The organism is Aquincola tertiaricarbonis, assembly GCF_023573145.1.
GTDB lineage: Bacteria > Pseudomonadota > Gammaproteobacteria > Burkholderiales > Burkholderiaceae_C > Aquincola > Aquincola tertiaricarbonis_B.
In genome coordinates this window covers 2717528-2729822 of sequence record NZ_CP097635.1, presented here as the reverse complement: position 1 = coordinate 2729822, position 12295 = coordinate 2717528, and the positions used below count along the sequence as shown (strand labels likewise).

Here is a 12295-nt window from a genome sequence, read left to right as displayed (position 1 = left end):
GCCAGCGCCCGCGGCTCAGGCAGGCGGCAGCGGCCGCAGGTGCCGCAGCTTGTCGGGGTTGCGCTGGATGTACACCGCAGCGATGCGGCCCGCGTCGGCCGGCCGCAGCACCACCGTCTGCACCGGCAGGCCCTGCGCGTCATAAGCCACGTAGCCCGGCTCGCCATTGATCCGCGCCGGCTGCAGCCGCCACTGCAGATGCCCCGGCAGCTTGGTGAAGCCCACCAGGGCCTTGGCCACACGGCCGCCGCCCGCCAGCGCGCGCGGCACCGCGTTCACCTTGCCGCCGCCATCGGCCAGCAGCACCGCGTCGTCGGCCAGCACCTGCGCCATCGCGGCCACGTCCTGCTGCTGCAAGGCCTGGATGAAGGCGGCCAGCAGCCGCTCGTGCTCGTCCGCCTGCACCGTCTGGCGCGCCTCCCCGGCCCTCACACGGCTGCGCGCCCGGCTGGCCAGCTGGCGGCAGGCCGCCGGGCTGCGCTGCAGCCGGCCGCCGATCTCGTCGAAATCCAGCTCGAACACGTCGTGCAGCAGGAAGGCCGCCCGCTCCAGCGGCGACAGCCGTTGCAGCGCCAGCAGGAAGGCGGTGGACACCTCCTGCGCGTACTCGGCCTGTGCCTCGGGGCCGGGGCACCAGCCGGCGGCTTCGTCCACCAGCGGCTCGGGCAGCCACACGCCCACGTAGTGCTCACGCTGCGCCGCGGCCGACTTCAGCCGGTCGAGGCACAGGTGCGTCACCAGCCGCGAAAGGAAGGCGCCCGCATGCTGGACCGTGGCTTCGTCCACCGTGCTCCATCGCAGCCAGGCGTCCTGCACCACGTCCTCGGCCTCGGCCCGTGAGCCCAGCATGCGGTAGGCCAGCGCCCGCAAGGCACGCGCATGCGATTGCTGAAAGCGCAGTGCCCGCTCGTCCTGGGCCTGCGCCAGGCCGGGGGTGGGCGTGGACATCAGGGCGACTGTAGGCCAAGCGCCCGGGCGATGTCACACGCCGCGGGGCTGGCTCGTCTTGACCTGTGAAGCCGCTGCGCCACCAGGCGCGGACCGGCCTTCAAACCCTTCACACCTGCCGCAAGGCCAAGACCATGAACACCCTTCCCCGACTGAACCATGCCGCGCTGTCCAGCGAGCTTTTCAAGAAGCTGGCCGACGTGAGCCTGACGCTGGCCCGCCGCGGCCATGTGGACGCAGCGCTGCTGCACCTGGTGGACGTCCGCGCCTCCCAGCTCAACGGCTGCAGCTTCTGCCTGGACATGCACAGCAAGCAGGCGCGGCTGCATGGCGAGCGTGAGCTGCGCCTGTACCACCTGGCCGCCTGGCGCGAGTCGCCGCTGTTCAACGCGCGGGAGCGGGCCGCCCTGGCCTGGACCGAGGCACTGACGCGGCTGGCGCCCGAAGGCATCAGCGACGCGCTGTATGCCGAGGTGCGCGAGCAGTTCGACGAGGCGGCGCTGAGCGACCTCACCTACCAGGTGATGCTGATCAACGCCTGGAACCGCGCCGGCGTTGCCTTCCGGACGCTGCCCGGCTCGCTCGACAAGGCCTATGGCCTGGACAAGGCGGGCCTGGCCTGAGGGCCACCGTCGCCGGACGGTCACCGCGCCGTCATGCCGCCGTCACCCGGCGACCCCAGCATGCCGGCATGCGACCCGACCCTGACGGCTTCGCCGACCGACCGGCGCCGGTGCTGCAGATGCGCACCGTCTGGATCTCCGACCTGCACCTGGGCACGCCGGGCTGCCAGGCGCTGGCGCTGCTGGACTTTCTGCGCGAGGTGGAGTGCGAGACGCTGTACCTGGTGGGCGACATCATCGATGGCTGGCAGCTGCGCCGCAGCTGGTACTGGCCGCAGTCGCACAACGACGTGGTGCAGAAGATCCTGCGCAAGGCCCGCAAGGGCACGCGCGTGGTCTTCGTGCCCGGCAACCACGACGAGTTCGCGCGCCGCTACCTGGGCGTGAACTTCGGCGGCGTGGAGGTGGTGGAAGAGTGCATGCACATCACCGCCGACGGCCGCCGCCTGTGGGTGACCCACGGCGACCTGTACGACGGCGTGGTGCAGTGCGCCCGCTGGCTGGCGCTGGTGGGCGACGTGGCCTACGAGTTCACCCTCAAGGTGAACCGCTGGTTCAACAGCGCACGGGCCCGGCTGGGGCTGCCCTACTGGAGCCTGTCGCGCTACCTCAAGCTCAAGGTCAAGCGGGCAGTCAGCTACGTGGGCGACTTCGAATCCGCCCTGGCCCGCGAAGCCCAGCGCCGCGGCGCCGACGGTGTCGTGTGCGGCCACATCCACCATGCCGAGATGCGCAGCATCGACGGCGTGCTGTATTGCAACGACGGCGACTGGGTGGAAAGCCTGACCGCGCTGGTCGAACACGCCGACGGCCGACTGGAAATCCTGGACCGCAGCCGCACGGCGCGCACGCCGCAGACGGTGGTCAAGCGCGGGCTGCGCAAGGGCCGCAAGGCGGCGGCCGGCCAGCGCGCCGACGAGACCGCGGCCTTGCTCGATCAGGTGCTGTAGCACCCGCGGCCGGGCGGCGCCCGGCCCGGTCGCCCCTCACAGGGGCAGGCTCTCCGAAGCCGCGGCGGCTCCGGCGGCCTGCAGTTGCTGCGCCATCAGCTCCAGCACCTCCCACACCGCCCGATTGCCCATCGCCGCCACCCGTGCCTGGTAGGCCGGCAGATCGGCCAGCAGCCGCTGCGTGGCGTGGCCCAGCGCGCGCACCGAACGCACCGTCGTGCCCAGGCCGTGCTCGGCGATCCACTGCACGTTGTAGCGCTCCTGCGGCATCACGCCGGTGGGCGCCAGCGCGATCACCGGCAGGCCGCGCTGCACCGCTTCGCTCAGGCTGCCGGGGCCGGGCTTGCCGATGAAGAAGTCCGCCAGGTCCATCAGCGGCGGAATGTCCTGCGTGAAGCCCACCGCCACATGCGGCGCGCTGCGCTGCAGGGCCTGCAGTTCCTGCCGCAGCGCCACGTTGTGGCCGCAGGCGAACAGCAGCGGCACCTCGTCCAGCCGGCGGGCGATGGACAGCATCTGCACCGAGCCATGGCCGCCGAACATCACCAGCCCCAGCGGGCTTTCCACCGGCAGGCCCAGGGCCTGTCGTTGACGGGCGCGCTCGGCCGCCGGCAGGGCCGGCGCATGGAAGGCGGGGCGCAGCACCATGCCCGATGTGGCCTGCACCCGCTGGGCGGGCACACCGGCCGCCAGCGCCTGCTGCACCGCGCGCGCCGTGCCGCAGACGAAGGTCTGCGCCTGCTGCGGCTCGATCCAGAAGTGCGGCGGGTGGTCGGCCAGGTCGGTGAGCACCGTCATGTACGGCACGCGTGGCGCCGCCGCGCGCAGGCCCTGGAACAAGGCCCGGTTGAAGTTGGGCACCAGGCTCACCACCAGGTCGGGCGGCGCAGCCTGCCAGTGCCGGCGCAGCAGCCGCACCATCGGCCGGTGGCCCAGGCGGATCAGCATCTGCAGCAGCTTGAGCTCCTGCGCCAGGCCCAGCGTCCAGCCGCGGCGCAGACGCAGGTTGTAGTAGTCCTCGGGCTCGAAGCCCGTCAGGCGCCGGAAGCTGGACTGGGCGTCCAGCACCCGCGTGAGGTTGACGAGCCGCACCCGCCAGGGCCGCTGCTGCAGCGCCGCCGCTTCCTGCAGCGCCTGGGCCGCGGCGCGGTGGCCGCCGCCCGCGTCGAAGTACACGAGGTCGATGGTCTTCATGCGGGGCCCGATGCTGCACCCGCCGCATGACCGGCCGTTGACGGCGCCGTGGCGCCCACCCGGCGCAGCAGCGGCTCGCCCATGCGCAGACGGCGGCCGGTGTGCACGCCCTCGGCCAGCGCAAAGCCCGGCGGCACGAAGACGATGAGCGTGGACCCATGCTCGAACCAGCCCAGCTCCTGCCCCTTTTGCACCGCGGCATTGCAAGGCAGCTCATGCGGGCCGGGCCAGCGCAGGTGCAGCAGCACGTCCAGCGCATGCAGCCGGATGCTGGCCACCAGCACCGCCGCCACCGCCACGATGGCCAGCGGCTGGCCGTCTTTCGCCAGCCGCAGCCGCAGCACGGCGCGCTCGTTGCGGCAGAACAGGCGCTCCACCCGCTTCAGCGCCACCGGGTTGACGTTCCAGGTGTCGCCGCTGAGGTAGGTGACATGCTCCAGCGTCGCGTCATACGGCGCATGGAAGCGGTGGTACATGGCCGAGGTGAGCCGCAGCGTGAGGTAGGTGCCGCCTTCGAACACGCTGCTGTCCTGCGTGGGGCCGAACAGCTCGGCCATGCGGTACGGAAAGCCCTTGGCCTGGTACACGCGGCCGGCCTGCACCGTGCCGCACTCGCCCACGATGCCATCGCTGGGGCTGCACAGCACCTCAGGCGCCATGCACACCGGCCGCGCGCCGGCCACCAGCTCACGCGTGAAGCAGTCATGCAGGCTGGCAAAGCGCTGCTGCTTCGCATCGCTCAGGTCCAGGTCGGTGAACAGCCGCCACACCGCGATGGACAGCCGCGCCAGCCACGGGCTGCGGATCTTGCTGAAGCGGCCCATCGCCCGTGTGAGCGCGATGCGCGGAATGCGGTTGGTGAGCAGGAAGTTGAGGTCTTCCTGCTGCAACAGGCGGCGCCAGGCGCCGGTTTTCATGGTGGTGTCAAGCATCTGGGTTAGACCCCGGGTATGGCAAACAAGGACATGACATGGACGACACCTTCGCGCTGACGGCCCTGGCCGTGGCAGCGCTCGGCACGCTGGGTTGGGGACTGCCGCGCACGCGGCGCCGGCTGCAGTTGTCGCGGGCCAAGCACCGCTCGCTCACCGGGCATGCGCGCATGGCCAAGCGCGTGGCCGGCTGGATACCGGGCTTTGCCTACGGGCCTGACCGCTTCTTCAATGCCGACGGCGTGCCCGACGCGGTGGCCGAACGGCGGCGCCAGGGTTTCGAGCGGCTGGCCGCGCTGTATGCGCAGCGCTTTGCCCAGGGCGCGGCGCTGACCGCGCAGGCGGCCGAGGGCCTGTCGGACCTGCAGTTCACCGGCCGCTACCGCGTGCCCTTCCCGTTCAGCGCCATGGTGCGGCAGCACCTGCGCGCGGGCAGCTTCGTCACCCAGGCCAGCGGCGTGATGCTGCAGGACCTGGACGGCAACCAGCTGCACGACCTGACGGGCAGCTACGGTGTCAACGTGTTCGGCGTCGACTTCTACAAGGCCTGCATGGCAGAAGCCCATGCCGCCACGCTGGCCGTGGGCCCGGTGCTGGGCAGCTACCTGCCCTGCGTGGCCGACAACATCGCGCGGCTGCGCAAGATCTCGGGCCTGGACGAAGTGTCGTTCCACATGTCGGGCACCGAGGCGGTGATGCAAGCGGTGCGGCTGGCCCGCTACCACACCGGCCGCCGCCACCTGGTGCGCTTTGCCGGCGCCTACCACGGCTGGTGGGACGACGTGCAGCCCGGCCCCGGCAACCCGATGCCGCAGCGCGACACCTACACCTTGAAGGACATGGACGAGCGCACGTTGCACGTGCTGCGCACCCGGCGCGACATCGCCTGCGTGCTGGTCAATCCGCTGCAGGCGCTGCACCCCAACGCCGCGGCGCCGGGCGATTCGTCGCTGGTGGACAGCAGCCGCCGCGCCGGCGTGGACCGCGCCGCCTACACCGCCTGGCTGCAGCAGCTGCGCCAGGTGTGCACCGAACGCGGCATCGTGCTGATCCTGGACGAAGTCTTCGTCGGCTTTCGACTCGGCGAGCGCGGCGCGCAGGGTTACTTCAACCTGCAGGCCGACCTGGTGACCTACGGCAAGACGTTGGGCGGCGGCCTGCCGGTCGGCGTGGTGTGCGGCAAGGCCGCGCTGATGAAGCGCTTCCGCGACGATCGGCCGGCCGACATCTGCTTCGCCCGCGGCACCTTCAACGCCCACCCCACGGTGATGGCCGCGATGAACGCCTTCCTGCGTCGGCTCGACACGCCTGAAGTGCAGGCGATCTACGACGGACTGGACGAGCGCTGGACGGGCCACCAGGACCGCTTCAATGCGGCGCTGGCGGCGGCCGGCGTGCCGGTGCGTGTGGCGGGGCTGCAAAGCATCTGGACGGTGCTGTACACCGTGCCTTCGCGCTACAACTGGATGCTGCAGTTTTATCTCCGGGCGCATGGGCTGGCGCTGTCGTGGGTGGGCAGCGGCCGCATCGTGTTCAGCCTCAATCACGGCCAGGCCGACGTGGATGCGGTGGCGGCCCGCTTCGTGGCCGCGGCCCGCGAGATGCAGGCCGACGGCTGGTGGTGGCATGACGCCTCGGCCAGCAACCGCGGCATCCGCCGCGGGTTCCTGAAAGAACTGGTCCGTCAGCGATTCGGCTGAACCTGGCCCCGGACCTGATGCCGCACATGCGTCATCGGGTCGATCAGCTCGCCACGCAGCAGGGCCAGCGGCGCCTTGTGGTACAGGATGATGTCGTGCACCGGGTCGGTCAGGATCTTGGTCATCCAGGCCAGCGCGGGCACCGCGCCGTCGCGCAGCCACAGCTGCGCCACGCGGAACAGCAGGCCCGCCACGCCCAGCGCCAGCCAGGCGATGCCGATGTCGTGCAGCGTGCCCTGCCAGCTGGTGGCCGGGGTGATGAGGCCGAACAGCGAAGGCTGCAGCCACAGCAGCAGCGGCAGGCCCACGCACACCGCGATGAGCACCACCTTGCGGTGGATGTTGTAGCCCACCTTCACTGCTTCCTTGTATTCGTCGGTCACGTTGTTCACGTCGTCGAAGCCGCGCGGTTCGAAGAAGAAGTGGCCGATCTGGCGCGTGGTCATCGAGAACAGCCAGCCGATCAGCGCGGCCATCGCGGGGTCGATGAACAGCAGCACATAAGCCACCAGGAAGCTGATGGCGCTGATGAAGTGAAGGCTCTGGTTGATGCGGCTCTGGTGGTAGAAGCGATGGTCGTCCCAGCGCTGTTCGCGCAGCGTGTCGAGGAAGCGTTTCATGCGGGCGGTCTCCATGAAGGGCCTGAAGGCGCGCCCATGCTGCCCACCGCCGATGAAAGCCGCGTGACCGGCCGGTGTCATCAAGCTGTTGCGCAGCGCCGCCAGCATGGCCGCATGAATGCACTGCGCGTGGCCTTCGTCACCGAGACCTATCCGCCGGAAGTCAACGGCGTGGCCACCACCACGCAGCAGTTCGTGGAGGGGCTGCGAGGCCGCGGGCACGATGTCGCCTTGATCCGGCCGCGCCAGGCGGCCGATGCACCGACCGCAGGACCACGGGCCCCGCAGCCACCTGGCGCGCTGCGCCAGCACCTGCTGCCCGGCCTGGCCATTCCCCGCTATCCGCAGCTGCGCATGGGCCTGCCGGCCGTGGGCCGGTTGCTGCGCCTGTGGCAGCACCAACGGCCCGACGTGGTGCACGTGGCCACCGAAGGCCCGCTGGGCTGGTCGGCGCTGCGCGCGGCGCGGCGGCTGGGGCTGCCCGTCAGCGCTGACTTCCGCACCAACTTCAGCGCCTACAGCGCGCACTACGGCATCGGCTGGCTGCAGCACCCCATCACGGCCTACCTGCGCGGTTTTCACAATGCCTGCGGCTGCACCCTGGTGCCCACCGAGGCCTTGCGCCAGCAGCTGGAGCTGCAGGGCTTCGAGCGGCTGCACGTGGTGCCCCGCGGCGTGGACACACAGCGCTTTGCCCCGGCCCATCGCAGCGATGCGCTGCGCGCCACCTGGGGTGCCGGCCCCGATGACCTGGTGCTGGGCTGCGTCGGCCGCCTGGCTGCCGAGAAGAACCTGGGCGTGGCGCTGCAGGCGTATGAGCAGATACGCCGCCTGCAGCCCCGCGCCCGGCTGGTGCTGGTGGGCGACGGGCCGCAGCAGGCCGCGCTCCAGGCCGCCTGCCCCACGGCGGTGATGACCGGCGTGCAACGCGGCGCCGCGCTGGCGGCGCACTATGCCTCGTTCGACCTCTTCCTCTTTCCCAGCCAGACCGAGACCTTCGGCAATGCCACGCTGGAGGCGCTGGCCAGCGGGCTGCCCATCGTCGCCTTCCAGCATGCGGCCGCTGGTCAGTTGCTGAGGCACGGCCACGATGGACTGCTGGCGCCGCTGGACGACAGCCCGCGCTTCGTCGGCCTGGCCATGCAGGCGGCGGGCGATGCGGCGCTGCGCCATCGGCTGGCCGCGCAGGCGCGCCGCACCGCCACACCGCTGGGCTGGGACAGCGTGGTGCAGGGCTTCGAGGCGCGGCTGCGCCAGGTGGCCGGGCAGGTGCAGCAACCGCAGCAGCAGCCGACCGCGGCCGCAGTGGCGGCCGGCCACCCGGCACATGCCTCGACATCGCCCTGTCACACACCGCCGCTGTAATCACGTCATCGGAGCGCAGAACCGACCGCAGCAATGGGCGGAAGGCCTTGCAGCCAGGGAACCCGTCACCCAGCGCAACGATGTCCTCTTGCCACGCCGCTTGGCGTGAGCCACCACTTCGGCCATAAACGACACGCCACGCCGCCGTTTTCATCAAATCGCCGCTCAGGTCCGGCGCGGGACTGCCGATAGCCCAGCACAGCCCGTTTTTGTCGGTGGTTTGGCAGGCGAAAGACATGATGAAATCCGTGCGTTCGATGTTGTTGTTGGGGTTCTCACTGATGGTGGCGGTGGTGATCGCCGTGGCCGCAGTGGGTATGAAGGGCATGCAAGACGGACGCAGCGACTACCTGCGCTACGTCGACGGCCCGGCCGAACGCACCCACCTGCTCAATGACATCGTGGCCGCGGCCAACGCCCGCGCGGTGGCCGCGCGCAACCTGGTGATCGTCACCGCGCCGCAGGACATCGAGGCCGAGAAGGCCGCGGTGGACAAGGCCCAGAAGGCCATGATCAAGGCGATGGAGGGACTGGCCGCCAAGCTGGCAGACACCTCACGCGCCTCGGCGGATGAGCGCAGCCAGTTCGAGAAAGTGCAGGCGGCGGAAGCCAGGTACAGCCCGGTGGCGCTGCAGATCGTGGCGCTGGCCACCAGCGGCCAGGTGGCCGACGCCGAACGCCGCATCGCCGCCGAATGCCGCCCGCTGCTGGCGGCCCTGCTGGCCGAGGTGAACAACATGGTGGCCACGACGGCACGCCATGCCGCGCTGCGGGAGGCGGAGGCCGAACGCCGCCACAGTTGGGACCGCAATGGGGCCATCGCCGGCGTGCTGCTCGCCGTGGGTGCCGGTGTATGGCTGACGCTGACCATCACCCGCCGCGTGCTGCGCACCCTGGGTGCCGAGCCGGCCTGCCTGAACGAGGCGGTCAACCGCCTGGCCGCCGGCGACCTGGTCACGCCGGTGGTGGTGCACCCGCGGGACAGCAAGAGCACGCTGGCCGCAGTGCAGCGGCTGCAGCAATCGCTGTCGGCCATCGTCACCGCCGTGCGTGGCAACTCCGAAAGCGTGGCCACCGCCAGCACCCAGATCGCACAGGGCAACCTGCACCTGAGCCAGCGCACCGAAGAACAGGCCAGCGCCTGCCAGCAGACCGCCGCCACGATGGACGAACTGACCGCCACCGTGAGCCACAACGCCCAGAACGCCGCCCAGGCCAGCAAGCTGGCCGAGGAAGCCAGCACGCTGGCCCAGCGCGGCGGCGAGGTGGTGGGCCAGGTGGTGCACACGATGCGCGACATCGAGCGCAGCTCGTCCAAGATCGCCGACATCACCGGCGTGATCGACGGCATTGCCTTCCAGACCAACCTGCTGGCCCTGAATGCCGCGGTGGAAGCCGCCCGTGCCGGCGAGCAGGGCCGCGGCTTCGCCGTGGTGGCCAGCGAGGTGCGCACGCTGGCCCAGCGCAGCGCCGAAGCGGCGCGCGAGATCAAGGCCTTGATCAGCGGCAGCGTGGAACAGGTGGACCGCGGTGGCCGGCTGGTGGACGATGCCGGCCAGCGCATGCAGGAGATCGTGCAGGCGATCCGCGGCGTGAACTCGGTGGTCACCGAGATCAGCGCGGCCACCGCTCAGCAGAGCGCCGGTGTGCAGCAGGTGGGCCTGGCCATCGGCCAGATCGACCAGGCCACGCAGCACAACTCGTCGCTGGTGGAAGAAGGCACGGCCGCCGCCGACAGCCTGCGCGAGCAGTCGCGCCAGCTGGTGCAGGCGGTGGCCGCCTTCCAGGTCTGAGCACCACGTTCAGGGCCCACCCGCCCGCCGGGCCGCCCCAAGGGCGGGTGTTCCCCCTAGGGGGGGCGCGAGCGCAGCGAGCTTGGGGGCCTCAGTCCGTCCAGTCTGGTGCCAGCGGCATCTCCCGGCCGGGCAGCACCTGACTCGCATCGGCTGGCAGCGCCTGCTGGCGGCTGCGCATGTAGTCATAGCGATCCAGCGAGAGGCGGCTGCTGCCCTCCTCGTCGGGCATCACCACCGGGCGCAGGAACACCATCAGGTTGGTCTTCGATCGCGTCCTGCTGAGCGTGCGGAAGAAGGCGCCCAGCACCGGTATCTCGCCCAGCACCGGCCATTGGTCGGCCTGCGTCGTGTAGCCGTCTTCGATCAGCCCGCCCAGCACGATGATCTTGCCGTCGTTGACCATCACGGTGGACTCGATGGCCCGCTTGTTGGTGGTGGGGCCGGCATTGGTGGTGCCCGGCGTGGTGGTGCTGGCCACGGACGACGACTCCTGCAGGATGCTCAGCCGGATGGCGCCGTTGGGGCCGATCTGCGGCCGGATGCGCAGCGTCAGCCCCACGTCCTTGCGCTCGATGGTCTGAAATGGCGTGCTGCTGCTGGTGGAGGTGTAGGAGCCGGTGACGAAGGGCACGTTCTGGCCGACGACGATCTTGGCTTCCTCGTTGTCCAGCGTCACCAGGTTGGCGGTGGACAGGATGTTGGTGCCCGACATCGACTGCAGCGCCTGTGCCACCGTGCCCAGCGTCAGGTCGGTGGTGGTGGCACTGATGTTGAAGATCTGCTTCCACTGCAGGCCCACGTCCAGCGCCTTGCTGGCGTCCACCTCCACCACCAGCGACTCCACGTAGAGCTGGGCGCGGCGCGTGTCCAGCTGGTCCACCACCGCCCGCAACTGCCGGAACAAGGGCTCCGGCGCGGTGACGATGAGCGAATTGCTGGCCGGGTCGGCCTGGATGTGGCCGCCGGTGACGGGCGCTGCCGCCCCGGTGGTGGCCGCGGTGGAGGCCTTGCTGTTGGCGCCGCCGCTGTTGTCCGCGTTGCCGCTGGACGACGACCCGGCGGCGGCTGACAGCCCGGGCGTGCTGCCACCGCCCACACCGCCGCCGCTGCCTTGCGGCGATGAAGGCGACGACGAGCCACCGCTCGCCCCACTGGCCCCGGCCGGAAACGCCGCCCGCAGCACCGTCGCCAGGCGTGTGGCCTCGGTGTGCTGCAGGTAGATCACGTGCACGTTGCTGCCGGCCAGGCCGGTGCTGCCGGGCTGGTCCAGCCGAGCCACCAGCCCACGGATGGCGGCCAGGCGCGCCGGATGAGGGGCCCGCACCAGCAGCGCATTGATGCGGCCGTCGGCCACGATGCCGGGGCCGCTGCCGCTGGTGCGCAAGCCTGCCGGTGCCGTGCCGCCTGCGGCCTGCGCGCTGGCGCCGCCCGTGTCGTCGACGAAGCGCTGCACCAGCGGGGCCACCTCGGTGGCCAGCACATGCTGCAGGCGGATCACCTCCACGTCGGTGGCGCCCGGCTGGTCGAGCGCGCTGATGAGCTGGCCCAGCCGCTGCAGGTTGCTGGCGTAGTCGGTGATCACCAGTGCATTGGTGCCGGCGATGTAGTTGATGGTGTTGTTGGCCGCGATCAGCGGCCGCAGCGCCGGCACCAGGTTGGCCCCGTTCTCATGGACCAGCTTGAACACCTGCGTCTGCACCGGATCGCCGGCCCGCACGCTGGCGGTGTCCACCCGCACCGTGCTGCTCTGCAGCTTGGCATCGGCCTCGGGCAGGATCTTCAGCAGGCCGTTGGATTCGATCATCGCCAGGTTGAGCCCGCGCAGGCCGGTGACGAACACCGACATGGCCTGCGCCGAGCTGACGGGCTGCTCGGTGTACAGCGTGAGCTTGCCCTTGACCCGCGGGTCCACCAGCACCGGGCGGTTCAACAGGTCGGCGATCACGCGGGCGGCGGCTTCCACCTCGATGTCGGGAAAGTTCAGCGTGGTGGTGCCTGCCCCCCGGGCAGTGGGGGCCATGGTGGACGGTGCGGCAGCGGCGGCCTGCGCCGTGGCCAAGGCCAGCGCGCAGGCGGCCAGCAAACACGGCCTCCAGGGCCGTGGGCGGAAGGAGAGATTCACGAAGGGCGCAAGGGCAGCGTAGCAAGCTGCAATGCTGCAAGACCT

The 12295-nt window shown here is 70.7% G+C and carries 10 protein-coding genes; 5 read left to right on the top strand and 5 right to left on the bottom strand.

Annotation, left to right across the window (positions count from 1 at the left end; all coding sequences use genetic code 11):
- Positions 1 to 15 precede the first annotated feature (15 nt).
- Positions 16 to 948: an RNA polymerase sigma factor SigJ gene (gene sigJ / locus MW290_RS12550; protein WP_250194988.1), complete on the bottom strand. Its 933-nt coding sequence runs from the start codon at positions 946 to 948 to the stop codon at positions 16 to 18.
- Between the two features lie 134 nt (positions 949 to 1082).
- Between sigJ and MW290_RS12545 the strand changes: the two genes are divergently transcribed.
- Positions 1083 to 1571, top strand: a complete 489-nt coding sequence (locus MW290_RS12545) for a carboxymuconolactone decarboxylase family protein (RefSeq protein ID WP_250194987.1) — start codon at positions 1083 to 1085, stop codon at positions 1569 to 1571.
- 68 nt (positions 1572 to 1639) lie between these two features.
- Positions 1640 to 2521: a UDP-2,3-diacylglucosamine diphosphatase gene (locus tag MW290_RS12540; protein WP_250194986.1), complete on the top strand. Its 882-nt coding sequence runs from the start codon at positions 1640 to 1642 to the stop codon at positions 2519 to 2521.
- Positions 2522 to 2557: 36 nt separating this feature from the next.
- On the opposite strand, the gene MW290_RS12535 is transcribed toward MW290_RS12540, so the two are convergent.
- Both MW290_RS12535 and asd read right to left on the bottom strand, forming a co-directional pair.
- The gene (locus MW290_RS12535) at positions 2558 to 3715 is read right to left on the bottom strand and encodes a glycosyltransferase (protein ID WP_250194985.1); all 1158 of its coding nucleotides are present in this window, start codon (positions 3713 to 3715) and stop codon (positions 2558 to 2560) included.
- On the bottom strand, positions 3712 to 4647 hold the full coding sequence (asd, locus tag MW290_RS12530; RefSeq protein WP_250194984.1) for an archaetidylserine decarboxylase: 936 nt from the start codon (positions 4645 to 4647) through the stop codon (positions 3712 to 3714). Before asd ends, MW290_RS12535 begins: the two co-directional genes overlap by 4 nt.
- A 38-nt stretch (positions 4648 to 4685) precedes the next feature.
- Between asd and MW290_RS12525 the strand changes: the two genes are divergently transcribed.
- Positions 4686 to 6347 carry an aminotransferase class III-fold pyridoxal phosphate-dependent enzyme gene (locus MW290_RS12525; protein ID WP_250194983.1) on the top strand — a complete coding sequence of 554 codons (1662 nt, stop codon included), beginning with the start codon at positions 4686 to 4688 and terminating at the stop codon, positions 6345 to 6347.
- Here the strand turns inward: MW290_RS12525 and MW290_RS12520 are convergent.
- Entirely contained in the window at positions 6332 to 6967 is a 636-nt protein-coding gene (locus tag MW290_RS12520; protein ID WP_250194982.1) for an Mpo1-like protein, read from the bottom strand. The two genes, MW290_RS12525 and MW290_RS12520, sit on opposite strands and share 16 nt — an antisense overlap.
- A gap of 114 nt (positions 6968 to 7081) precedes the next feature.
- Here MW290_RS12520 and MW290_RS12515 point away from each other — a divergent pair, with 114 nt between their 5' ends.
- Both MW290_RS12515 and MW290_RS12510 read left to right on the top strand, forming a co-directional pair.
- A complete protein-coding gene (locus MW290_RS12515; protein WP_250194981.1) occupies positions 7082 to 8332 on the top strand; it encodes a glycosyltransferase family 4 protein in 1251 nt (416 codons plus the stop codon).
- A gap of 236 nt (positions 8333 to 8568) precedes the next feature.
- A complete protein-coding gene (locus MW290_RS12510) occupies positions 8569 to 10125 on the top strand; it encodes a methyl-accepting chemotaxis protein (protein WP_250194980.1) in 1557 nt (518 codons plus the stop codon).
- A gap of 91 nt (positions 10126 to 10216) precedes the next feature.
- Here MW290_RS12510 and MW290_RS12505 read toward each other — a convergent pair whose 3' ends face one another.
- Positions 10217 to 12211 carry a secretin GspD/PilQ domain-containing protein gene (locus MW290_RS12505; protein WP_250194979.1) on the bottom strand — a complete coding sequence of 665 codons (1995 nt, stop codon included), beginning with the start codon at positions 12209 to 12211 and terminating at the stop codon, positions 10217 to 10219.
- Between the last annotated feature and the right edge of the window lie 84 nt (positions 12212 to 12295).